This window comes from uncultured Nitrosomonas sp., assembly GCF_902826915.1.
Lineage (GTDB): Bacteria > Pseudomonadota > Gammaproteobacteria > Burkholderiales > Nitrosomonadaceae > Nitrosomonas.
Genome location: NZ_CADEGP010000009.1, coordinates 1 through 22,200 on the forward strand (window position 1 = coordinate 1; position 22,200 = coordinate 22,200).

General features: G+C 42.8%; 25 protein-coding genes and 1 pseudogene. 15 read left to right on the plus strand and 11 right to left on the minus strand.

Annotated features, from left to right (window positions below):
• Positions 1–136: 136 nt before the first annotated feature.
• Positions 137–522: pseudogene (locus tag QZV86_RS02625) on the minus strand (transposase); the annotation flags it as partial.
• A gap of 246 nt (positions 523–768) precedes the next feature.
• Between QZV86_RS02625 and iscR the strand changes: the two are divergent.
• From iscR to QZV86_RS02665, 8 genes are all read left to right on the plus strand, one after another.
• Positions 769–1,239, plus strand: coding sequence for a Fe-S cluster assembly transcriptional regulator IscR (iscR, locus tag QZV86_RS02630; RefSeq protein WP_295623756.1), 471 nt, complete (start codon positions 769–771; stop codon positions 1,237–1,239).
• 149 nt (positions 1,240–1,388) lie between these two features.
• Positions 1,389–1,730 carry an iron-sulfur cluster assembly accessory protein gene (locus QZV86_RS02635; RefSeq protein WP_295623758.1) on the plus strand — a complete coding sequence of 114 codons (342 nt, stop codon included), beginning with the start codon at positions 1,389–1,391 and terminating at the stop codon, positions 1,728–1,730.
• 125 nt (positions 1,731–1,855) lie between these two features.
• Positions 1,856–3,292 carry a Fe-S cluster assembly protein SufB gene (sufB, locus tag QZV86_RS02640; protein WP_295623760.1) on the plus strand — a complete coding sequence of 479 codons (1,437 nt, stop codon included), beginning with the start codon at positions 1,856–1,858 and terminating at the stop codon, positions 3,290–3,292.
• Complete coding sequence (gene sufC, locus QZV86_RS02645) at positions 3,289–4,083, plus strand: Fe-S cluster assembly ATPase SufC (protein WP_295623762.1); 795 nt, start codon at positions 3,289–3,291, stop codon at positions 4,081–4,083. Before sufB ends, sufC begins: the two co-directional genes overlap by 4 nt.
• Positions 4,080–5,387 (plus strand): Fe-S cluster assembly protein SufD, encoded by a 1,308-nt coding sequence (gene sufD, locus QZV86_RS02650; RefSeq protein WP_295623764.1) that lies wholly within the window; start codon positions 4,080–4,082, stop codon positions 5,385–5,387. Before sufC ends, sufD begins: the two co-directional genes overlap by 4 nt.
• The gene (locus QZV86_RS02655) at positions 5,384–6,643 is read left to right on the plus strand and encodes a cysteine desulfurase (protein WP_295623766.1); all 1,260 of its coding nucleotides are present in this window, start codon (positions 5,384–5,386) and stop codon (positions 6,641–6,643) included. Before sufD ends, QZV86_RS02655 begins: the two co-directional genes overlap by 4 nt.
• The gene (gene sufU, locus QZV86_RS02660; RefSeq protein ID WP_295623768.1) at positions 6,643–7,131 is read left to right on the plus strand and encodes a Fe-S cluster assembly sulfur transfer protein SufU; all 489 of its coding nucleotides are present in this window, start codon (positions 6,643–6,645) and stop codon (positions 7,129–7,131) included. The genes QZV86_RS02655 and sufU overlap by 1 nt, the downstream gene beginning before the upstream one ends.
• Positions 7,132–7,206: 75 nt before the next feature.
• Positions 7,207–7,767: a NifU family protein gene (locus QZV86_RS02665; protein WP_295623770.1), complete on the plus strand. Its 561-nt coding sequence runs from the start codon at positions 7,207–7,209 to the stop codon at positions 7,765–7,767.
• A 54-nt stretch (positions 7,768–7,821) separates the two neighbouring features.
• Here QZV86_RS02665 and QZV86_RS02670 read toward each other — a convergent pair whose 3' ends face one another.
• From QZV86_RS02670 to QZV86_RS02690, 5 genes are all read right to left on the minus strand, one after another.
• Positions 7,822–8,385, minus strand: coding sequence for an elongation factor P (locus QZV86_RS02670; protein WP_292920613.1), 564 nt, complete (start codon positions 8,383–8,385; stop codon positions 7,822–7,824).
• Between the two features lie 78 nt (positions 8,386–8,463).
• Entirely contained in the window at positions 8,464–9,600 is a 1,137-nt protein-coding gene (earP, locus tag QZV86_RS02675) for an elongation factor P maturation arginine rhamnosyltransferase EarP (RefSeq protein WP_295623773.1), read from the minus strand.
• 101 nt (positions 9,601–9,701) lie between these two features.
• Entirely contained in the window at positions 9,702–10,481 is a 780-nt protein-coding gene (locus QZV86_RS02680; RefSeq protein ID WP_295623775.1) for a DUF4126 family protein, read from the minus strand.
• 215 nt (positions 10,482–10,696) lie between these two features.
• The gene (locus QZV86_RS02685; protein WP_295623777.1) at positions 10,697–11,242 is read right to left on the minus strand and encodes an NUDIX hydrolase; all 546 of its coding nucleotides are present in this window, start codon (positions 11,240–11,242) and stop codon (positions 10,697–10,699) included.
• 39 nt (positions 11,243–11,281) lie between these two features.
• Positions 11,282–12,109 carry a DUF2914 domain-containing protein gene (locus QZV86_RS02690; protein WP_295623779.1) on the minus strand — a complete coding sequence of 276 codons (828 nt, stop codon included), beginning with the start codon at positions 12,107–12,109 and terminating at the stop codon, positions 11,282–11,284.
• Positions 12,110–12,230: 121 nt separating this feature from the next.
• Between QZV86_RS02690 and ligA the strand changes: the two genes are divergently transcribed.
• From ligA to QZV86_RS02720, 6 genes are all read left to right on the plus strand, one after another.
• The gene (gene ligA, locus QZV86_RS02695; RefSeq protein ID WP_295623781.1) at positions 12,231–14,258 is read left to right on the plus strand and encodes an NAD-dependent DNA ligase LigA; all 2,028 of its coding nucleotides are present in this window, start codon (positions 12,231–12,233) and stop codon (positions 14,256–14,258) included.
• Positions 14,259–14,271: 13 nt separating this feature from the next.
• Positions 14,272–14,817, plus strand: a complete 546-nt coding sequence (locus QZV86_RS02700; RefSeq protein WP_295623783.1) for a hypoxanthine-guanine phosphoribosyltransferase — start codon at positions 14,272–14,274, stop codon at positions 14,815–14,817.
• Between the two features lie 19 nt (positions 14,818–14,836).
• Complete coding sequence (locus QZV86_RS02705; protein WP_295623785.1) at positions 14,837–15,583, plus strand: S-methyl-5'-thioinosine phosphorylase; 747 nt, start codon at positions 14,837–14,839, stop codon at positions 15,581–15,583.
• Positions 15,573–16,106, plus strand: a complete 534-nt coding sequence (gene def / locus QZV86_RS02710) for a peptide deformylase (protein WP_295623787.1) — start codon at positions 15,573–15,575, stop codon at positions 16,104–16,106. Before QZV86_RS02705 ends, def begins: the two co-directional genes overlap by 11 nt.
• A gap of 58 nt (positions 16,107–16,164) precedes the next feature.
• A complete protein-coding gene (locus tag QZV86_RS02715; protein ID WP_295623788.1) occupies positions 16,165–17,169 on the plus strand; it encodes a DUF5677 domain-containing protein in 1,005 nt (334 codons plus the stop codon).
• Positions 17,170–17,468: 299 nt separating this feature from the next.
• A complete protein-coding gene (locus QZV86_RS02720; RefSeq protein WP_295623790.1) occupies positions 17,469–17,648 on the plus strand; it encodes a hypothetical protein in 180 nt (59 codons plus the stop codon).
• Positions 17,649–17,688: 40 nt separating this feature from the next.
• Here the strand turns inward: QZV86_RS02720 and hemJ are convergent, their stop codons facing one another.
• Entirely contained in the window at positions 17,689–18,132 is a 444-nt protein-coding gene (gene hemJ / locus QZV86_RS02725; protein ID WP_295623792.1) for a protoporphyrinogen oxidase HemJ, read from the minus strand.
• Between the two features lie 120 nt (positions 18,133–18,252).
• On the opposite strand from hemJ, the gene QZV86_RS02730 reads away from it, so the two are divergent.
• Complete coding sequence (locus QZV86_RS02730; RefSeq protein WP_295623794.1) at positions 18,253–19,758, plus strand: carboxypeptidase M32; 1,506 nt, start codon at positions 18,253–18,255, stop codon at positions 19,756–19,758.
• On the opposite strand, the gene pbpG is transcribed toward QZV86_RS02730, so the two are convergent.
• The 4 genes from pbpG to QZV86_RS02750 form a co-directional block, all read right to left on the minus strand.
• Positions 19,755–20,645, minus strand: a complete 891-nt coding sequence (pbpG, locus tag QZV86_RS02735; RefSeq protein ID WP_295623796.1) for a D-alanyl-D-alanine endopeptidase — start codon at positions 20,643–20,645, stop codon at positions 19,755–19,757. The genes QZV86_RS02730 and pbpG overlap by 4 nt on opposite strands.
• Before the next feature lie 305 nt (positions 20,646–20,950).
• Positions 20,951–21,178, minus strand: a complete 228-nt coding sequence (locus QZV86_RS02740) for a hypothetical protein (protein WP_292920598.1) — start codon at positions 21,176–21,178, stop codon at positions 20,951–20,953.
• A 205-nt stretch (positions 21,179–21,383) separates the two neighbouring features.
• Positions 21,384–21,752, minus strand: coding sequence for an Mth938-like domain-containing protein (locus QZV86_RS02745; protein ID WP_295623798.1), 369 nt, complete (start codon positions 21,750–21,752; stop codon positions 21,384–21,386).
• A gap of 95 nt (positions 21,753–21,847) precedes the next feature.
• Entirely contained in the window at positions 21,848–22,126 is a 279-nt protein-coding gene (locus QZV86_RS02750) for a phosphopantetheine-binding protein (protein ID WP_295623800.1), read from the minus strand.
• Positions 22,127–22,200: the final 74 nt, after the last annotated feature.

Here is a 22,200-nt window from a genome sequence, read left to right on the forward strand (position 1 = left end):
TTTCAGTCTGGTCGACTTATCCACAGCGGTGTAGTACGCTATGCCACTATTTCACTTGCTCAATTTTGAATTAGCAGAGCTGGTCAGTTTTTAGTTAGCGGCAACAGCCAGTTTCTCTGGTTGTGTGTCAGCCACAGCAGGTTTCACTGATACCATAGGGCTTACAGGCCAAACGGATACTGATCTTTCTTTGCTTAACTGCCTGTTTGGCCATATCGCGCCGCTGCTGAGGCACTACCACTTTTTCTCAAGCGCCTCCTGACGTAACTCGGATTTTATTCGCTCTTCGGCATACATCTTTTTCAACCGACGGCTTTCATCTTCCAGTTCCGAGTGATGCATCCATGCCGTCGTATTTGCTGCGCCATTCGTAGAGCGTCGCACTACTCATACCATGTTCACGACACGACACGACACGACACGACACGACACGACACGACACAGCTCAGGCACAGGTACGCCTGACTCCGCCTGTTTGAGAATCGCCATGATCTGGCTATCATTGAATTTCGATTTTTTCATCTCAGAACCTGCTGTGCATTACAAGAAAATTCTAATTTTGATCTCAGTTGTTTTTCGGGGGTTGCCACATTTTACATCTATTTATTAAATGGTTATCTGGTTTCTGCATGGTTGGATAATTATCTAATTTATAGTTGATTAAATCAATCAGGTATTATATAGTTGACCAAATCAATCAGGTATTATATAGTTGACTAAATCAATCGGGTATTATTTTTGCAAACACTCAAATTTAGAGGATCAATCATGAGATTAACTACAAAAGGAAGATTTGCGGTAACCGCGCTACTTGATCTTGCTTTGCAGCAAAGTAACCATCCAATAACACTTGCAGACATCAGTCAAAGACAAAAGATTTCCTTATCTTACTTGGAGCAGTTATTTGCAAAGCTGCGCCAATCTGAATTAGTAGATAGTGTTCGTGGTCCAGGAGGTGGTTATTGTCTTTCAAAAGATTTAGATAAGGTATCAATCGCCGACATTATTCTTGCGGTTGATGAGCCTATCGATGCAACGCAATGTGGCGGTAAAGAAAATTGCCATAACGATGGTAAGTGTATGACGCATGATTTGTGGGCAAAATTGAATGAGCTTATTTTTGAATATCTTGGAGCTGTTACACTTAAGGAGTTAGTCGATAATCAGATAACTAAGCAGACTGAGGCAATCGTGCCGCTGCTTGATATGCGACGTGAAACAACTGCTGCATACAACTGAGCATTGGGTTTTAAGAATATTTTTAATTCTTAAAAGTTTAACAATTACTTTATCGATAAATTGCTATAGAACAATATTATTAGGTCTGTGTCTAATCAAATTAACATAAGTTTCTGCTTATACGAAGAGATAATATATTGGACCAAGTTATGCTAATTACATTAACTAAAAATGCTGCGAAACATATCCAGCAACAAATTGCTAAGCGCGGCAAAGGACTTGCACTCCGAGTGGGGATTAAAAAATCGGGCTGTTCAGGATTCTCTTATACGTTTGACTATGCTGATGAGATTAGGCCCGACGATCAGTTATTTGAGTCACATAAAACGAAAATAGTGGTGGATAGATATAGCCTGCCTTACTTGGATGGTTCTCAAATTGATTTTGTCAAGGAAGGACTCAATAGTTCTTTCCAGTTTATCAATCCGAATATTGATAGCACATGTGGCTGTGGTGATAGTTTCAGTATAAAAGAATCTGCTCAGATTTAGCTAGCAGCAATCTCAATTATAGCGTTGTTTCAGGTTAGCCTATAAGCAGGTCGATGTGATGCAATTTAGGATTGTAAGATATCTGTTTCAAAATATATAAATACTAAAATAAAGGAAGATACCAAATGAGTGCAGTACTGCAAAGTCTGGTTAATCAACCGTATAAACACGGCTTCGTTACTGAAATTGAGTCTGATATCGCGCCCAAAGGACTCAATGAAGATACTATTCGATTAATTTCAGCTAAAAAGAATGAACCTGAGTGGCTTTTGTCATTTCGTCTGAAAGCTTATCAGAAATGGTTGACGATGACGGAGCCTGAGTGGCAAAACGTTCACTATCCGAAAATTGATTTTCAAGCAATCAGCTATTATTCCGCGCCGAAGCCTAAGAAAAAATTGGCTAGCATGGATGAGGTTGATCCTGAATTATTACGCACATTTGAAAAGCTTGGTGTGCCGATGCACGAACGCGCAGCCTTGGCGGGTGTCGCTGTCGATGTTATCTTTGACAGTGTTTCAGTAGCCACTACCTATAAACAGAAGCTTGCTGAAGTGGGCATTATTTTTTGTTCCATTTCTGAGGCTGTGCATACCCATCCTGAACTTATTCAGAAATATCTGGGAACGGTTGTTCCTGTCGGTGATAATTACTTTGCAGCTTTGAATTCTGCTGTATTTACTGACGGTTCTTTCTGCTTTATTCCTAAAGGCGTTAAATGCCCGATGGATCTATCTACCTATTTCCGCATTAACACAGAAGGATCCGGGCAGTTTGAGCGCACACTAATCATTGCTGAGGAAGACGCTGCTGTTTCTTATCTTGAAGGGTGTACTGCGCCTAGATTTGATACTAATCAGTTGCATGCTGCTGTAGTTGAGCTGGTTGCATTAGATAATGCAGATATTAAATACTCAACAGTCCAAAACTGGTATGCCGGTGATGAGAATGGTATTGGTGGTATCTATAATTTTGTTACTAAGCGAGGTTTGGCAAAAGGCAAGAATTCCCGAATTTCATGGACACAAGTAGAAACCGGTTCTGCAATCACGTGGAAATATCCATCGTGCATATTGCGGGGTGATAATTCTGTTGGTGAATTTTATTCAGTGGCAGTAACCAATAATTACCAACAAGCTGATACTGGGACGAAAATGATCCATCTCGGGAAGAATACGCGCAGCACTATAGTGAGTAAAGGTATCTCGGCTGGCCACTCTAATAGTAGCTATCGTGGTCTGGTACGCATCGCTCCAACCGCCGAAAGTGCGCGAAATTACTCGCAATGCGACTCCATGCTCATTGGAGATCAATGTGGGGCGCATACTTTTCCTTACATTCAAGTTCATAATAACAGTGCGATCGTTGAACATGAGGCTTCTACTTCTAAAATTGGTGAAGATCAGCTTTTTTATTTCTCACAACGCGGCATTGATGCGGAAGAAGCAGTTTCTATGATTATTAATGGTTTTTGTAAAGATGTATTTCAACAACTACCGATGGAGTTTGCTGTTGAAGCAACTAAGCTTCTCAGTTTTAAATTAGAAGGAAGTGTCGGATGATTGTTAAAAATAGTAAAACCCTCCTTTCAGTTGAGGGGCTTCGCGCCAGTATTAATGGCACAGAAATTCTCAAAGGTATTGACCTCACGGTGAAAAGTGGGGAGATTCATGCGATCATGGGTTTGAATGGATCTGGAAAAAGTACCTTAGCAAAGGTATTGGCAGGCCACTCCGCGTATGAAATTACGGGAGGGACCGTCCGGTTTGAAGACAAAGATTTATTGGAGCTGGCACCTGAAGATCGGGCACGTGCCGGGCTATTTTTAGCCTTTCAATACCCTATCGAAATTCCAGGCGTAGCCAATACACAATTTCTTCGTCTTGCCTATAACACAATACAAGCTCAGCGGGGCAAAGACGAGCTGGATCCTCTCGAATTTGATGATTTCGTACGCGAAAAAATGAAATTATTAGATATGAACCCCGATTTCCTGGACCGGAGTGTCAATGAGGGTTTCTCAGGTGGCGAGAAAAAACGTAACGAAATTTTGCAAATGGCCTTGCTAGAACCGAAATTGAGCATCTTGGATGAAATGGATTCCGGACTCGATATCGATGCGCTTAAGACTGTAGCTAATGGCGTTAATCAAATTGCCAATAAAGACAATGCCACCATTCTGGTGACACACTATCAACGTTTGCTGGATTATGTTGTACCGGATTTTGTGCATATCATACAGTCGGGTAGCATAGTTATGACAGGTGGCAAAGAATTAGCGCTTGAACTGGAGACACGCGGTTATGATTGGGTTACTGCAAATAAACAGTCAATTGCCGGAGCAGTCGCATGAGCGAAACGGCTACCACTGATTATCTTGATTGCTTGTTAAAATCTTGGTCGACGAAATCGAATCAGCCATTATCTTGGTTAAATCAATTACGCGCTAGCGCAATTGATTATGTCGGCACTCAGAGATTACCTACTAAAGGCGATGAAGAATGGCGTTTCACTGATATTTCAGCGCTTGCTCGTTTATCGTTTCAATCTGCACAATCGAACACTGATCTGCAAGCGCAAGATATTAAACACCTGCATCTAAAAGAAGCAAAAAATTCTTTGGTATTTGTGGACGGTCACTATTCTGCACAATTATCGACCATCATTGATTCTGCAACACTCGAAATTGGCAATTTATCAGAGTTTTTATTAACGCATGCAGCAATTCTTGAATCTCACTTTGGTCAATACGCAAAATTTGATAACAACGTATTCGCGGCGCTTAATACGGCATTCCTTCGTGATTGCGCACTGATCATTGTGCCAAAGAATACCGCCATCGCAGAGCCCGTTCACTTATTGTTCATTGCGGCACAATCAGAAGTGACCAGTTATCCACGCTGTTTGATAATTGGAGAGTCCGGAAGTAGCGTAACATTTGTTGAAGAATATGTCTCTCTGCGAGAGGCTGCCTACGTTACAAATTCGGTAACAGAAATTAGTTTGTCTGCGAATGCACATGCCAGACACATTAGAATTCAACGTGAAAGCACACAAGCTTATCATTTGGCAAATTGCGCGGTTTCACTGGTTCACGGAAGTAACTATCAATCGGTCAGCATTTCATCGGGAGCACAAATTTCTCGCTACAATCTGGATGTCCAGTTAATTGACGAAGCTGCAGAATGCACTATTGATGGACTTGCGCTGATTTCAGATAACCAATTAGCCGATACGCATACCTGCATTGATCACATAAAGCCAAATGGAACCAGTCGTCAGCAGCACAAATGTATTGTCAATGATAAAGCGCATGCTGTGTTTAATGGGAAGATTATTGTACGGCCTCATGCACAGCAAACAAATTCATCACAATCAAGCCGTAACTTGTTACTTAGTAAAACCGCACAAGTAGACACAAAGCCACAGTTAGAAATTTTTGCCGATGATGTTAAATGTGCACATGGCGCAACAGTTGGGCAGCTTGATAAAGAAGAAATTTTTTATCTGGAAAGCCGTGGCTTATCGGAAACAGCGGCACGCAGTTTATTAACTTACGCCTTTGGCGCAGAAATAATCAATCGTATTCCCGTAAGCTCCCTCAGGCAGCAACTGGAACAAACTGTGCTTAATCAGACACAGGATAATAAATTATGAATTCAGTCAATATTTCTCTGAAATCAGAAATTACTTCTGATGTCGATTGGGGAAGAATTCGCGCTGATTTTCCTATTCTCGATCTGAAAATTGATGGAAAACCGCTGGTCTACCTTGACAATGCTGCATCTAGTCAAATGCCGCAATTTGTCATTGATCGTTTAGTACGTTATCAAACTAAACAACACGCAAATATCAATCGTGCCGTACATTATCTCTCTGAAGTTGCTACGCAGGAATATCACGATGCACGATGCAAATTGCAACAATTCATCAATGCACGCGAGGACAGGGAAGTCATTTTTACCAGTGGCACCACCGATTCCATTAATTTGGTCATGCAAGGATATGGGCGTAAATTTATCAAAGCGAACGATGAAATTATTCTTACGACCTTGGAGCACCACTCTAATATCGTTCCGTGGCAAATGCTGGCTAATGAAAAAGGCGCAAAGATTCGTGTCGTTCCAATTAATGACAAAGGCGAATTGGAAGTTGACGAGTATGAAAAATTATTTAATGAGCGTACTAAGTTTGTCGGTTTGATCCATGTTTCGAATGCACTCGGCACAATCAATCCAATTAAAAGAATGATTGATTTTGCTCATCGATACGATGTACCGGTATTGATTGATGGTGCGCAGGGTGCTCCGCACATGTCTATTGATGTGCAGGCGCTTGATTGCGATTTTTATGCATTCTCGGCGCATAAATTATGCGGCCCAACTGGCGTAGGCATGCTCTATGGCAAAGCTGCTCTCCTAGAATCCATGCAGCCCTACAAAGGTGGCGGGGACATGATTGCATCGGTAACTTTTGAAGAAACGATCTATAACACCATTCCTCACAAGTTTGAGGCGGGTACTCCACCTATTGCCGCTGCCATTGGTTTTGGCGCTGCCATTGATTATTTGACAGCTATTGGTCTTGAGAATATTGCTGCATATGAATCCACATTGCTTGATTATGCAACAGATTGTCTTGTCCAAATCCCTGGTGTTAAGATTATTGGCACGGCGAAAGAAAAAACTGCCGTTATTTCTTTCACCATCGATGGAATCCATCCCCATGATATTGGAACCATCTTAAATCAGGATGGCATTGCCGTTCGCACCGGGCACCACTGCGCACAGCCTGTCATGCAGCGATTTAACGTGCCGGCTACTTCTCGGGCTTCATTTGCTTTCTATAATAACAAAACAGAGGTTGATGCTTTGGTTGCTGGAATTAAAACTGTTCAAAAGGTTTTTTTATAATGCATACCAATTCTCTGTATCAGGAGGTCATACTCGACCATAATAGAAAACCACGCAATTATGGCAGGCTGGATCAGGCCAGTCATCATGCGGTTGGTCACAATCCATTGTGTGGTGATCGTTTGGATATTACGTTGAAACTTGAAAATGAGCAGATTTGTGATATTGCCTTCCAAGGAGAGTCCTGCGCCATCTGCAAGGCTTCCGCATCAATGATGACAGCAGCAGTCAAAGGAAGGTCTCGTACGGATGCGGAAACACTGATTCACGAATTTCGCGAATTGACCACCGGAAAATTGGATACCGGTCATCCGCACCATCTTGGACGATTAACGGTTTTCTCCGGCATTCGCGACTTACCGACGCGGGTTAAATGCGCGATTTTACCGTGGCACACTCTGCATGCCGCGCTCAACTCTATCGCTAGCACTTCGACTGAAGCTAATAATGAATCCACGCAAGCGGTGTCGAATCATCCTTTTGGTTGATAGTGTCGCGCAAAACATCTATTAAGCAATCCATGCTGCATGTAATAGCAGCTTCAATATTTTAATACTGACAAAATGCCAAAAATTGCTGATATTGAAGGAACACCCAATAAGAACGCTTTGAAATTCATTCTTAAAGAACCACTGACATGGGGCGTGGCACGTTCATACGATAATGTCGAGGCCGCCAGAGATGACCCGTTAGCATCCGCGTTATTTGATATAGATCATGTCACGAATGTTTTTTATATCGATCATTGGATCACCGTCACTCAGGATGGCGAAGCTAATTGGCAAGACCTGGCGCGAGATATTGCCGATCCCATCCGTGCAGCCCCGGCGGCTTCTGCGCAATCTGCTGAAACTGTCGCTACTGCTAATGAGGCTCTTGTTAACTTGAGTCCGGAAGATCAACTGCGCCTGGAAAAAATCAATGTCTTACTAGATGAAGAGGTGCGTCCTTATCTGCAAAGTGATGGTGGAGATTTGCATGTTCTAGGACTCGAAGGTAACATTTTACACATCCATTACCAGGGTGCATGTGGAACATGTCCCAGCTCTATTTCAGGCACATTGAGAGGAATTGAGAATATGCTCAAGACTATCGAACCCGATATTCAAGTCGTCGCCAGTTAGCGGCCAAATAAAAAGGTGACAAAATTCACCTTTCTGAGAATTCATTGGGATATATCAAACACGCTTTCTGAATTCATTGTTGTGTGGGGCAATTTCTATTTTATCGCCAATCTCTACGAAAGCTGCCACTTGAATTTCAAAATTTGTTCCTGCAAGCCGGGCTGGTTTCATGATCTTACCCGTCGTGTCGCCTCGTACTGCGGGCTCGGTATACTCAACTTCACGTACAATCGTATTGGGTAACTCGACAGAAATTGCCTTGCCATCGTAGAAAGTTACCTGACATACATCTTCCATACCATCGGTTAGGTAGTTCAGTACGTCTGACATGTTGTCAGCTTCAACCTCAATTTGATTATAGTCGGCATCCATAAAAACATAGAGCGGATCGGCGTAGTAGCTATATGTGCAGTCTTTTCTATCCAGAACCACCAAATCGAATTTTTCATCCGCTTTGTAAACGGTTTCGGTTGTGGTGCTGGAAAACAAGTTTTTCAACTTCATTTTAACCACAGATGCGTTACGGCCAGACTTGGTAAATTCTGCCCGTTGCACAACCATGGGGTCATTACCAATCATTATGACGTTACCTGATCGTAGTTCCATTGCGGTTTTCATAGTTCAATTCCAAATTGTAAGTTAGAAGCAAGATTAATCTGTTATCAACAGTGAATTCTGAGTTCAAAAAACCAAGGATTATAGCCGATTTTTTGCAAGCTGCACCAGATTGGACGCCAAATCTTTCAGTTCCAGTAATTGATTGACCCAGTTTTTATTATGCTGTATCAAAGACCTGTGAAACGCTGCCAAGTTCTCCCAAATCAGGCTATTCATTTCATACTTTCCATTCCAACAGTACCACATTGCTTGCACAGCAGATGCAGCTTCCACTGGTAAATCCGCCATATAAAGCGTAAGAAATGCATCCAGTTTTTTCCAATGCACACCTTCCTGCTGAGGATAAATATTCCAGATAAAAGGCTTAGTCGCCCATTGCGCACGTACAAAAGAATCTTCGCCTCGCACAAAATTGAAGTCGCAACTCCATAGCATTAAATCATAATCCGTTTGTTCCATAAAAGGAATAATCTGAATAGTCAGTTGCTTATGGTGTATTAATGCATTAATCTGGGATGCTGCATGATTAAGCAATGCTGCAATACGATCAGCAACAATTCCTTGCGGTACGATCAGCAAAACAGGCACTGTTGATTCCGATAATACTTGAATAAATTTTTCAATAGGTGCGTTCTCATAACAAAACAAAGAGATACGTATTTCATCATCTGTTCTATTGAGTAGGCCCTTGCGTTGCAAAAATGCCTGCTCCGCTTTCTGATCAAATGCATCTTGTCGTTCCAGTAAATTTTTTTCTCGCAGCAAGCCGCCGCTACCCAACACAAAGCCAGGGAAAAAGAATGTTTTGGTTAAACAAAAGTGGGGATGCGGTGAAGGTAGGCCGTGGTATTGAGTTACCCAAGGCTCGGCACTAAGATATTCCAGGTTAATCCAAATGGGAGGTTTTTTTTTCTGTAACATCGCAGTTACATACACCTCCGGCAGTTCGCACGCGAATGCTTCAATGACCACATCTGCCGGTTTAGCTTCCACAAACGCCTGTTGCCAGTAGCAAATCTCAATGCATAGGATGTTTTGTTGCTGAACCCGGGGATTTACATTTGGTACTATAGTGGCAAAGCTGACTAGATCATCAACCCATAAGCGCACTGACTGATCATGTTCATGGGCTAGCTGTTTGGCAAGGCGCCAACATACGCCAATATCACCAAAGTTATCGATAACGGTACAAAAAATATCCCATTGGCGTCGCATTGAACTAACTATAGGTTATATTCGAAATCTTTTTTGAGTGCTAACACTGTTAAGAATATTGCATTGCAATCATTGAGAAATTTAATCGTAAAATTACCTTACTAATTTTTTTTATTCAGAATGATTTTTTTTTGCTGTTCAAATTCTTGTTCTGTGAGCACGCCTTTGTCGTGTAGTTGCTGCAATCGTTCTAATGCCATTATTTGGTCATGCGGCTGAAATTGCATTGCTGAGGTAATAGAATCCGATACATTGCTTGCCACAGCTTGCTCACTTGTGAAGCCAAGAAATTTTGCGATCTTAGAAAGTAAGGTTCTAATTAGAAACCATAGTTTTGGTAATGACCAGATGGCAATGCCCATAAAGACAACAAATAATATTAGAAAGATTTCTGGTTGCTTCAGTGCCGCCCACATCCCAGCCAGCACTAAGAAATCCTCCATGATGGAGGCTGACCAATTGGTAACAGGTTCGGGGGATGTATTTATCAGGAGTCGTGTACCAGCTTTGGTGGCATGGCTCGTTGCAGCCACGCCAGCTCCTAAAATACCCGCTGCAATTTCGAGTGCGGGCGTTACATCTCCAACCGCGCCTGCCGCTAACATGGCACCTGCAGGAATTCTAACAAAGGTATGAATGGAGTCCCATACAGAGTCCATTCCAGGGATTTTGTCCATAAAAAATTCAATGAAATACATAATGCCAGCTGCGCCTATCACTAACGGTTCTTGCAATACCAATAGTTCAGCAGGCAAATCTATGTGCCCTGTAGAGCCACCTAGCCCGAGCACTAGTAGAACGGCGTACAGATTAATGCCGCTTGCCCAAGAAGCACCCATCATTAAAGCTATTGTTGCTAGCAGCGTTTCGTAATTTTCCATATTAGAATTTACTTATGCCTATATAATCATTGTTCAAATTATGACATATCGCGCGCTTTGTCAGATTTTTATGATCTGCTTGTAGAAATCAATAATCGCAAATCAACCGAATGGGAATAGAGCTATTTGTGTGACGCCCTCTGCAATACTATCCAGTATAGGGTTAAGATTGGATTGTCTCTGCGCTCTTATAAAAAATGCTCAGAATTGATTATTCATGAAGTATTCTGAGTTTTGTTAATTACACCGATATGAAGGCTGAATTTTCCCTGGTTGCGTTCTTTAAAGTATTGTCTGAGCGGATCGTGAATAACCCGAAACGCCATTTCTTCCCATGGTATTTCCTGTTCAGATACGAGTTTAACTTCCAAACTTTCGATTCCGGGTTTGAAATCGAGATCGAGCAATTTTGCCCTGAAAATAAAATAAACTTGGCTGATATGAGGCAGGCTATAGACAGCGTATAGATCGCCTATTTCTACTCGTGCATTGGCTTCTTCCAGGGTTTCTCTCGCGGCAGCTTGTGCCAACGTTTCGTTGTTTTCCATAAAGCCGGCGGGCAACGTCCACCAGCCTTTACGGGGTTCTATGGCACGCTTGCACAATAAAATTTTATCTTCCCATTCAGGAATGCACCCGACAACCATTTTGGGGTTCTGATAATGAATGATATTACAGGTGTTACATACATAGCGGAGTAAAGAATCACCCTCAGGAATCATCAATTCAACAGTGGCACTACAGTTGCTGCAATATTTCATGGTGCATCCTAACTTGCTTATTCAGTAATATCAATAAACTTAGTTTTGCGTGACGGTAAAATCTCGGGTTGCCAGTTGATTTCCCGATCCATCGATTAATTCCACGCGCCAGGAACCTATTCGTTCGCGATCAAGTTGCTTGCTGGCGTGAGTACGCCAGTTGTCATTGTGTACTTGCAAACGCAATTGTGAATTGAGTTGATTATTAAAATACCAGTTAACGCGGATATTATTTCCTTGTAGGTTTTGTAATTGCAGGTAGAAATAGATGGGCTTGGTTTCACCTGGTTTCAATTGTACAGTTTCAATCGAATCAACGGGTTCACGTTCTTTGATTGCATGAGTTAACAATGCTCTAAGAACCTCGGGTTGATCCGATGTTTTATGCGGTTTGGATTGTGATGCGGTTTTGGGCACACTTTTGTCAGGATTACCTAATTGGTCAGTAATAGAGTTTTTTTTTGGTTTTCTGGTAGGCGTAATTATGGTTTTGGGTGTGATAGCATTACTGTCGGATTTTGCCGGGGTTGATTGAGCAGGGTGTGTGCTAATTGGGACATTTAACTGAGTTTCTGCTGAGTCATCGCGTGTATCGGGTTCTGCCTCAAGCTTTTCTGGGGGAAACATATTCTCAGGTGCAGAAATAACCGATTCATTCAAGGGCTCTTCAGAGCTTTCGCTACTGAAAATCAAATAACCGAGTAAGGCCAAAATGGTTAGTAATGCAAGTGCAGCAATGGAAATTTTTTTCCAATCCAGCGATTCTTCATAAATGATTTCAGGCTCAGGGTAGATTTCCTCGATGGCTTGTGGAGGTTCCTGCTGTATTTGAATACGGATTTTTAATGTGTTGTTATTATCACTCATGATGTACTTTCTAAGACAAGATGAAGTCGCAGGGTTAATTTTTTGATGAATACGCAGTATAAAGGATTTTTGGTCAAGAACTGAAACCGTGTTTCACCGGTATTCGTTATACTAATTCGATATGAATGAGAAAATCGATAAAATAAAACAACATGCACAAGATTTACGTGCTGAGATCGAACGGCACAATTACCGGTATTATGTGCTCGATAATCCGATTATTCCCGATGCCGAATACGACAAACAACTGCGCGAATTACAGCGCATTGAGCAAGACTATCCGCAACTCATCACGGCCGATTCGCCGACGCAACGCGTTGGCGCGGCTCCGCTTAAAGCTTTTCCACAAATTTTGCATCGTAAGCCAATGCTGTCACTGAATAATGCATTTGAGGATGTGGAGCTGGAGACATTCAATCGGCGTGTTTGTGAAGGATTATCGGTGGACAGCATCGAGTATGCGGTAGAGCCTAAATTCGACGGATTGGCTGTCAGCTTATGCTATGAAGATGGCATTTTTAAAATCGGTGCAACACGTGGTGATGGCTATACGGGAGAAGATATCACGTTGAATCTAAGGACGATTAAATCGATCCCTTTGTCGCTTCCAGTCGATAATCCGCCGCCATTGTTGGAAGTGAGAGGCGAAGTGTTAATGCTGAAAGCAGATTTCTTAAATTTAAATCAACGCCAGGTAGCTAAAGGCGAAAAAGAGTTTGCCAATCCGCGCAATGCAGCAGCAGGGTCGTTACGTCAACTGGATCCTGGTATTACCGCAACACGGCGTTTAACTTTCTTTGCTTACGGCGTTGGAGACTATCAAGATAGTCACATGCCGTTGGATAAGCACAGTCATGTAATGGCCTATCTTGCATTGTTGCATTTCCCCGTTGCCAAAGAATGTGGCGTGGTTAAAGGGCTGCAAGAATTGTTAGCGTATTATCAGGCGATCGAGGTGCAGCGTGAGTGCTTGCCGTATGATATTGATGGGGTGGTGTATAAAGTCAATTCTTTGACGCAACAGAAGCAGCTGGGATTCGTGTCGCGTGCACCGCGATTTGCACTGGCGCACAAATTTGCGGCGCAGGAGGCGGTTACGCAACTGTTGGGCATTGATGTACAGGTTGGCAGAACCGGTGCCTTGACACCAGTTGCACGTCTGAAGCCGGTGTTTGTCGGCGGCGCGACTGTGACCAACGCCACCTTGCATAATGCGGATGAAATCGAGCGCAAGGATGTTCACATCGGTGATACTGTCATTGTTCGCCGCGCGGGCGATGTGATTCCGGAAATTGTAGCGGTGATACTGGAAAAACGTCGGGCTGATGCGCAGATTTTTTTGATGCCAGAGCATTGTCCGGTGTGTGGCGCTAAAGCAGTGCGGCTTGCCAATGAGGCGGTATTGCGCTGTACCGGTGGATTATTTTGTCCCGCGCAGCGCAAGCAGGCAATTTTGCATTTTGCTTCGCGCCGAGCAATGGATATTGAAGGTCTGGGGGATAAACTGGTGAATCAAATGGTCGATCAAGCAATTGTGCGCACCCCAGCGGATTTGTATAAATTGGGATTAGGCGCACTTGCCAATCTGGAGCGCATGGCGGAGAAATCGGCCAATAATATCCTGCGTGCGATAGAAAAGAGTAAACATACGACATTGGCAAGATTTATCTATGCATTGGGAATCCGTAACGTTGGAGAAGCAACCGCAAAGGATTTGGCGATACATCTGGGCAGTCTCGACCGACTGATCGAAGCTGGTAGCGAACGTCTGCAACAGATTCCGGACGTTGGCCCGGTGGTTGCGCAAAGCATCGCAGATTTTTTTGCTGAAGCACATAACTGCGAAGTGATTGAGCAACTGCGTGCCTGTGGGGTGCACTGGGTTGAGCATGAGGGAATATCTGCTTTAGTTGTTGGAATGAAACCGTTGCATGGTAAGACGTTTGTGTTGACCGGAACATTGCCCACACTGAGCCGCGAAGAAGCCAAAGAAAAAATTGAAGCACTGGGTGGTAAAGTCAGTGGCAGTGTTTCAAAAAAAACGGATTATGTTGTCGTGGGTGTAGATCCGGGCAGTAAATACGACAAGGCGCTGAGTTTAGGAATTTTAGTGCTGGATGAGTTAGGGCTACTGAAACTGCTGCAATAATCTCAAAATTACCATGCTGACTTACCAACAAGCGCAACAAATCCTCGATACAGCTGAGCTTATTTATTCCGAGCAAATGGTCGCGCAAACGATACACCGCATGGCGCTGAATATTGCACAGTTGCTATCGCAGCAACAACCCCTGGTTTTATGCGTGATGGGCGGTGCGGTAGTATTTGTCGGACAACTGCTGCCAAAACTTTCTTTCCCGCTTGATTTTGATTATTTGCATGTATCACGATATAACAAACAATTGCATGGCGGGGAAATTCAGTGGCGGGTGGAGCCTGGAGAAAGTGTCAAGGATCGGGTTATTTTAGTGCTGGATGATATTCTGGATGAAGGCATTACGCTGGCCGCCATTCGTGACAAAGTGTTGGAAAATGGCGCGAAAGCATTTTATAGTGCGGTGTTTGCAGAAAAAGAAACGAGCAAGCCGAAGCCTCTGCAAGCTGATTTTGTTGGGTTGACTGTTCCGGACCGTTATGTTTTCGGGTTTGGCATGGATATACACGGGGCATGGCGGAATTTACCTGCCGTTTATGCAGTAAAAGATTGAATCTAAGTTTGGGAGAATCATGTTTGCAATTATTGGCGGCAGTGGAATGACGCAATTATCCTGCCTGGAAATATCCCGTCGGGAAATTATCCGCACACCTTACGGCGAGCCTTCCGGCCCGTTGACTTTTGGTAAGATGAAGAATGAAGATATCGTTTTCCTGGCGCGGCACGGACACGGACATACGATTCCGCCGCATGCGATCAATTATCGCGCAAATTTATGGGCACTGCACTCATTGAGGCCTTCGCATGTCATTGCCGTAGCGTCGGTGGGCGGTATTCGCGTCGACCTGACGCCGGGCCAGCTGGTGATTCCAGATCAAATCATTGATTATACCTATGGACGCGGCTTTACTTTTTTTGAAGGCAAGGATCAACCGGTAACGCATATTGATTTAACTCTTCCGTATAGCCAGCGCACTCGCGCATTGCTGCTACAAGCAGCGAAAAATGCTAATAAGGACATTTTCGATGGCGGGGTTTATGCCGCAACGCAGGGCCCCAGGTTGGAAACGGCCGCCGAAATTAACCGACTGGAACGCGACGGCGCGGATATCGTGGGCATGACCGGTATGCCGGAAGCAGCGCTGGCTAGGGAATTGGGCTTGGACTACGCCAGCATTGCCGTGGTCGCCAATTATGCCGCAGGACGCGGCACTAACGTGAGTGGCATTCCATTGAAGGAGATTTATGCCGTGTTGGAACAAGCGATGGTGGGTGTCAGAAATATTCTGGAACATGTGGTGAGTCGCGATGGCCATTAAACCCGTACTCAAAATGGGTGAGCCGTTGCTGCTGCAAGTGGGCAAACTTGTCGAACGATTCGATACCCTAGAACTGCACGCATTGATTCAGGATATGCAGGATACCATGGAGGATCTAAGTGGCGCAGGTTTGGCGGCGCCCCAAATTGGCGTGAGCCTGCAAGTGGTCATTTTTGGGTTTAAAAAGAATCAACGCTATCCCGATGCCGATGAAGTCCCCTTTACGGTGCTACTCAATCCACATTTGACGCAATTAACCGACGAGAAAGAAGACGGCTGGGAAGGTTGTCTCAGTGTGCCCGGAATGCGCGGCGTCGTGCCGCGCTATGCACAGCTGCGCTATCAAGGCTTCGATCAATATGGTAAAGCAATCGATCGCACCGTCAGCGGCTTTCATGCGCGCGTGGTGCAGCATGAGTGCGACCATTTGCAAGGGATTCTGTATCCGATGCGGATTAAGGATTTTCGGCTATTTGGGTATACGGATGTGTTGTTTCCGGGACAGACGGTTGTTGATGAGTAGGTTAGCTATTTTGTTTAGCTCTAGCCTAAGTGCTACTGCTCAATACCAAGGAAATTTCATGTTTACAGAATTATTCAGAATGGCAGAAACAGAGCTTAAAGCTGATTTAGATTCAATAAATTATGAAGATGTTCTTAATTTAGCTTCAGAGAAACTGTACGATTTGATGGTTTCTAATGAGGTTAACAATGTTGACCAATTAAACAAAGAAAATGAAGCATTTGTTGAAAGAAATTACGATCGATGGATATTTGGTTTCCAAAAATTACAAATGCTTAAACAAGTATCGCTTGAAGCTGGAATAGAGTTTCAAAAACAATTTTTACAATATCCAGTTTATAAAACAGATCCTTTGCTTGGCGTTTTAATGCGACAGCATGCGAACGCTTGCAGAATAACTGGAGAAATAATATGGCTTCTGAAAGGTGGATATGCTGATGGTGCTCTTGCTAGATGGCGTACACTTTTTGAGATTTCAGTAACTTGTCTGGTTATTCGTAGGTATGGATGTGATGCCGCCATTGATTATATCAAGCATGGCAGGATTAAGGCTGTTGAAGGTATGCAAGAGTATCAAAAAACAGCAAGAGAAATGAACTTGGAACCTTATCCGAATGATGAATTAGAAGTCGCTATTCAGATGAAAGAAACACTTAGTGGTGGCGATAATTCTTTTAGCTGGGCGAGGAAGTATATTGGATCTGGAAGGTTAGAAAAGCTTAGGGAACATGCGGGATTAGGGAAATGGTCTCATTACTATAAACTAGCTAGCAAAAATGTACATGCGGATTTTAGCGAAATGCTTTCTCTTTTTGCTATGTCCGAGGCAAAACAAGATTTGCTTCTTGCTGGCCCATCAAATTCTGGCTTGGTTGAGCCTGCTCATATGACGGCAATCACCTTAAGCCAAATAACGTCAGCATTTTTGACTGTATATATAGAAGATGAGTCAAATGAGCTAGATTATTCTATGTCGTTTATGTTCTTGTCTCTTGTACAAAAATATGTTGATGCTGTGGGACAAAAATTTTTAAAATGTTCGAGTGAGAGCTCAACTCGGTAGGGCGGAATAAGTTTGTATCATCTATTATCATCCAGAAACAAGAGAGAATGATTATCTCCGAAGGAAAAAAATTATGAGTAATTTAAAAAATATATCAGTAAGCGGAAGGCTGTTGATACTGCATTTAATGACAATTATGAAGAGGGTTATCAGGCTTTTAAGATAGGTGTGTTGCTTCGACAAGCCAAAAAAGATCTCCATTTAACCCAAGAGCAAATTGCAGAGAAATTAAATATAAAAATTAGGACATTAATTGAATCCTTATAAAGTCTTTTTAACCGATAAATGAGGTAAGCAACATGCTGGCAGCAAAACAAGAAGCATTGAAAATGATTGATCAATTACCTGCTGATGCAGATATGGATGAAATTATGTATCGGCTTTATGTGCTGGATAGGATCAGAAAAGGGCAAGAAGCTGTGGGGCAGGGAAAAATTCTGACCAGTGAGGAACTTAAACGAGAAATTGATGCGTGGTAGTCTGGGTTGGAGAGATGAGGCTCATCTTGCGCTTCGGTCGCTACTCAAATAACCCAGAAATCACTGTTATCAAATCCGGCTTAACCACCACCAATATCACCACCGCAAATAAAACCAGTACTGGAAATTCATTGAACCAGCGATAAAACACATGACCATGCTGGTTGATATCATTTTTAAACGCCGTGACAAATTTTCCGCAGTAATAATGATAAACAATCAATATCAAAACCAGTGCCAGCTTCGCATATAACCAGCTTCCGGAAAAACCGTAACCCAGCCACAGCCACACGCCGAACACCACGGTGAGCACCGCGCCGGGTGTCATGATGCCATAATACAGTTTGCGTTCCATGATTTTGAAGCGCTCTTTGCCGGGTTGATCTTCGCATTGGGCGTGATAGACGAATAAGCGTGGCAGGTAGAATAATCCGGCGAACCAGGTGACCATGAAAATGATGTGCAGTGATTTTATCCAGAGCATGTTTGTGTGAATGATTAGTGTTAAAGTTGTACCAAATGGAGTTTGTGATTTTAGCGCTATTCCCTAAGATTAGGGGATTATGTGTAATGATTAGTAATTTGATTAAAGAGCGGAATGGCTATGGATCGACATTATCTGAATTTAGTTCAGAAACTGGAAGAGATTACTCATTTGAATGGTGTGATGAGCACGCTGGGGTGGGATCAGGAAGTGATGATGCCTGCGGGTGCCAGTGAAGCACGCGCGAAGCAGATTGCGGCGCTGGCAGGGGTGATTCATGAGTGCATGACTGATCCTGCGTTGGGGGATTGTCTCAATGAATTGAAAGAAAAGAATTCTGATTGTTTGGGTGAGGCGGAACGCTGCAATATCCGCGAAGCGCTGCATAGTTATGAATTGGAAACCAAAGTACCGAAGCGATTGGTGCAGGAGTTGGCAGAGCTGGGTTCGCGTGGACAGGGTATTTGGGTGATGGCGCGGCAAGAGAATAAATTTTCCAATTTCGTGCCGGTGTTGAAGCAATTTTTGGAATTGAAGACGGAGTGGGCACAGCGTATATCACCCGATTTGAAACCTTATGATGCCAATATTGATCTGTTCGAGCGCGGGACAACAATGGATATGATTACGCCCATATTTGAACGCCTAAAACAGGAATTGATACCGTTGATTGAGGCTATTCAAAACCATCCGCAGCAACCGGATACGTCGTTCTTGCAGGGCAGGTTTGCGCTGGATAAGCAGGAAGCATTGGCGCGAAAAATCAGCCAGGATATCGGCTTTAATACGGATCGAGGTCGCATTGATGTGTCGGTACATCCTTTTTGTGGCGGCAGTCACCCGACTGATGTGCGGATCACAACGCGCTATAAAGAGAGCGATTTTATCGAGTCATTGTATTCAGTAATTCACGAGACGGGTCATGCACTTTACGAGCAGGGGCGACCGCATGAGCTGGGGGATTTACCTGCATCCGAATCATTAACGATGGGAATTCATGAGTCCCAGTCGCTGTTTTGGGAGCGCATGGTTGCGCAAAGTAAGCCATTTTGCTCGCATTATTTCGATACGATCCGCACAGCATTTCCGGATAACTTGCAATCTGCTACCGTGGACTCGTTTTATCGCGCGATCAATAGCTGCAAACCGGATTTTATTCGCGTGGAGGCGGATGAAGTGACTTACCCGTTGCACGTCATATTGCGCTACGAAATCGAGAAGGGCTTGTTTGGAGGCTCGATGCAGGTCGATGATTTACCTGGTATTTGGAATGAATTGATGCAGAAATATCTAGGAATTAAGCCACCTACGGATACGTTGGGCGTACTACAAGATTCGCATTGGAGCGGTGGGGCATTTGGGTATTTCCCTTCGTATACGCTGGGTGCAATGTATGCGTGCCAGTTTTATAATACATTGCTGAACGAGCAACCGGAGGTGGAAAAAAACATTGCAGCAGGGAATTTTGCACCGATTAAAGGTTGGTTAAACGAGAAAATTCATCGTCAAGGCAGGCTCTACACATCGCAAGAGCTTGTTCAGCGTGTGACAGGCGAGGCATTGAATCCGGATTATTTTATTGGTTACTTAAAAAATAAATATAGTGAAATTTATGCGCTGGTTTAGTGGTTATTACTTAGGCTCGGCTTTGCAGTAAGCAAAATTCTTTGATCTGATTCAGTTTTGTTGTGTTTACTTATGACCTGATTACTTTCTATCCATTTCTTGACACGATTTGCGTCACCGATGCGCGTATTTTTACCCCATGAATTGAGTAGTACGATGACAACGGGTTGTCCGGAAATTTTGGTGTGCATAACTAAGCAGCGTCCGGCCTCATTCAGGTAGCCAGTTTTGGAAACGTCGATAGTCCAGTTTTGGCTCCGTACTAAGCTATTGGAATTGACGTACTGCAATTGACCGCGCTTATTTCCTGGGGATACGGAATGTTGAAATGCGGTGGAAAATTCGCGTATAACAGCATAGCCGTTAGAGGCAGCGACCAATTTGGCTAAATCGCGTGCGGTTGCTACATTATTACTGCTCAATCCGGTAGGTTCGACAAATTGACTGTTGAACATGCCAATCTGTTTGGCTTTAATGTTCATGGCATTCACAAATTCCTCGGCGCCGCCGGGATAGGTCCGGCCTAATGCTGCTGCTGCCCGGTTTTCTGAAGACATGAGCGCCAATTTCAACAATTCATGTCGCGAAAGCTTACTGCCTACTGGAAGCCGGGAAGTCGTGTATTTCAATTTATCGACATCAGCATTTTCTATTGTGATAATTTCATCCGGTGGTAAACGTGCATCAAGTGTGACTATGGCAGTCATCAGCTTGGTGATTGAAGCAATGGGCATAACCTTATCGGCATTCTTGTCATAAATGACATGCTCATTCTTTGCATTAAAAACAAGAGCCGCATGAGATTTAACATCTGGACTGTTTTTTTGTGCCAGTGAACTATTGGCATAAAAAAATAGGATGCAAGACAGAATAAATATTTGTTTCATTATTTTCCTTCTCAATGGATGAAAATTGCAAATCAAGTACACATTAATTCACGCATTTTTATGAACGAGGAAAATATTTTTTAATTTTTTATCAAGATACTTTATAGCAAAGAATATTTATTTGGTTGGGTGATTGTACGCGCATTTTGAGACGTGCTTTCTGTTTCTCATACACAAAACAATAGGCCAAGCTGACAGTTGCTTAATTTATTTATTCTCCATCCAATCTATGCAATTCCCTAGATGAAGCAAAAAACTCTTCTACCCAAACTTGACCTATTTATAGCTACCCTGCTACTGATTTATTATTTACCAAAGTTTGGTTGTTTTAATTTGGCAGGACAGGTGACCATTTCACCATCAACACGATCTTTGATTTTTTCGCCGGCTTTTTTGTTATCGCATTGCATTTTATTCAAGATGTCTTGGGCAGACATGGGGGGCATTGAAGATTCTTTGTTTCCGCTTGCCATAGTGACAGATGATCCTAGTAAAAAGGCTAAACCGATTGCAGCGATTAGAAATTTGCTCATTTTCAACTCCTATATTAATGTTATGAAGGAAGCCAATTTTATATACCTGACTTACCAACCATGAATTTATCACAATCATGACTGAAATGGCCATTTCTTTTTTTAAATCTTATAATAAAGAAATGGTGAACGAGTGTGTTTTTGGGATTGATTAAGTTTAGATTGACTAAGTGGGGTAGCAGACTTTATTAAACTAATTGATTTATCATATAAATAGAACCGCTCCGACTCGTCGCCCTTCTTCAACTAGAATATTATAAGTCCTGCAACAAGCTTTTGTATCCATAATCTCAATTCCAATACCCATTTTAGCCGCTTGACTCAGTATGGAATGACTTGGAAATTGATGTGCGATACCCGTGCCTAGAACAATGATTTCAAGTGCATGAGGCAACAAATTTTCAAAATGTTGAATTTCTAGTTCAGAAACTGAAATAACCGGCCAGTTTTCAATCAGCCGATCCGGTAATACAATCAAATTTTTTTCATATCTTATTTGGTTGATTACTACATATCCGTCACCATACCCAGTGAAAATATATTGATGAGAGAAATTGGCAGGGTGTAATTTCAACGCTTTGCTCCATAATGATTTGATCGTATCAACAGAGATTATGCATGAATTGAATCAGGATACAACTAGCATCATGTCGGTGTTTTTGAACAGACTCAAGCTAATTGCTCATTTTTTTCAGCTAGCTTTATTTCTACAAAGTTAACTAATGAACTAAGTTTTTCAAAAGTCTTGGCACTAATCTCGTCATCTTCTATTGAGATGGAAAATTTTTTCTCTAAAGCCAAGATAACCGTGACGACTGCCACTGAATCAAGCTCAGGAATGCCGCCAAGTAATTTTGCATCCGGCCCCATTGTATCAAGTCGTTTGCCTAATCCCAGGGTATCAGTCAGAATTTTTTTGATTTCCAAAGTATGGTTTGTATTAATCACAGTAAAAAATTATTTGTTATTCAGTATTGCATGATTATAAATCTGATTTAGGTGATTATCACTGATTTACACAG

Excerpts from the sequence above, each read along its gene's own strand:
- sufB (WP_295623760.1), top strand. The coding sequence starts at position 1,856 with ATGAGTGCAGTACTGCAAAGTCTGGTTAATCAACCGTATAAACACGGC.
- QZV86_RS02740 (WP_292920598.1), bottom strand. The coding sequence starts at position 21,178 with ATGAGCAAATTTCTAATCGCTGCAATCGGTTTAGCCTTTTTACTAGGA.
- hemJ (WP_295623792.1), bottom strand. The coding sequence starts at position 18,132 with ATGCTCTGGATAAAATCACTGCACATCATTTTCATGGTCACCTGGTTC.
- earP (WP_295623773.1), bottom strand. The coding sequence starts at position 9,600 with ATGCGACGCCAATGGGATATTTTTTGTACCGTTATCGATAACTTTGGT.
- def (WP_295623787.1), top strand. The coding sequence starts at position 15,573 with ATGGCCATTAAACCCGTACTCAAAATGGGTGAGCCGTTGCTGCTGCAA.
- pbpG (WP_295623796.1), bottom strand. The coding sequence starts at position 20,645 with ATGAAACAAATATTTATTCTGTCTTGCATCCTATTTTTTTATGCCAAT.
- QZV86_RS02720 (WP_295623790.1), top strand. The coding sequence starts at position 17,469 with ATGCTGGCAGCAAAACAAGAAGCATTGAAAATGATTGATCAATTACCT.
- iscR (WP_295623756.1), top strand. The coding sequence starts at position 769 with ATGAGATTAACTACAAAAGGAAGATTTGCGGTAACCGCGCTACTTGAT.
- QZV86_RS02715 (WP_295623788.1), top strand. The coding sequence starts at position 16,165 with ATGTTTACAGAATTATTCAGAATGGCAGAAACAGAGCTTAAAGCTGAT.
- QZV86_RS02670 (WP_292920613.1), bottom strand. The coding sequence starts at position 8,385 with ATGAAAACCGCAATGGAACTACGATCAGGTAACGTCATAATGATTGGT.
- ligA (WP_295623781.1), top strand. The coding sequence starts at position 12,231 with ATGAATGAGAAAATCGATAAAATAAAACAACATGCACAAGATTTACGT.
- QZV86_RS02655 (WP_295623766.1), top strand. The coding sequence starts at position 5,384 with ATGAATTCAGTCAATATTTCTCTGAAATCAGAAATTACTTCTGATGTC.
- QZV86_RS02665 (WP_295623770.1), top strand. The coding sequence starts at position 7,207 with ATGCCAAAAATTGCTGATATTGAAGGAACACCCAATAAGAACGCTTTG.
- QZV86_RS02635 (WP_295623758.1), top strand. The coding sequence starts at position 1,389 with ATGCTAATTACATTAACTAAAAATGCTGCGAAACATATCCAGCAACAA.
- QZV86_RS02680 (WP_295623775.1), bottom strand. The coding sequence starts at position 10,481 with ATGGAAAATTACGAAACGCTGCTAGCAACAATAGCTTTAATGATGGGT.
- QZV86_RS02705 (WP_295623785.1), top strand. The coding sequence starts at position 14,837 with ATGTTTGCAATTATTGGCGGCAGTGGAATGACGCAATTATCCTGCCTG.
- QZV86_RS02690 (WP_295623779.1), bottom strand. The coding sequence starts at position 12,109 with ATGAGTGATAATAACAACACATTAAAAATCCGTATTCAAATACAGCAG.
- QZV86_RS02685 (WP_295623777.1), bottom strand. The coding sequence starts at position 11,242 with ATGAAATATTGCAGCAACTGTAGTGCCACTGTTGAATTGATGATTCCT.
- sufU (WP_295623768.1), top strand. The coding sequence starts at position 6,643 with ATGCATACCAATTCTCTGTATCAGGAGGTCATACTCGACCATAATAGA.
- QZV86_RS02730 (WP_295623794.1), top strand. The coding sequence starts at position 18,253 with ATGGATCGACATTATCTGAATTTAGTTCAGAAACTGGAAGAGATTACT.
- sufD (WP_295623764.1), top strand. The coding sequence starts at position 4,080 with ATGAGCGAAACGGCTACCACTGATTATCTTGATTGCTTGTTAAAATCT.
- QZV86_RS02700 (WP_295623783.1), top strand. The coding sequence starts at position 14,272 with ATGCTGACTTACCAACAAGCGCAACAAATCCTCGATACAGCTGAGCTT.
- sufC (WP_295623762.1), top strand. The coding sequence starts at position 3,289 with ATGATTGTTAAAAATAGTAAAACCCTCCTTTCAGTTGAGGGGCTTCGC.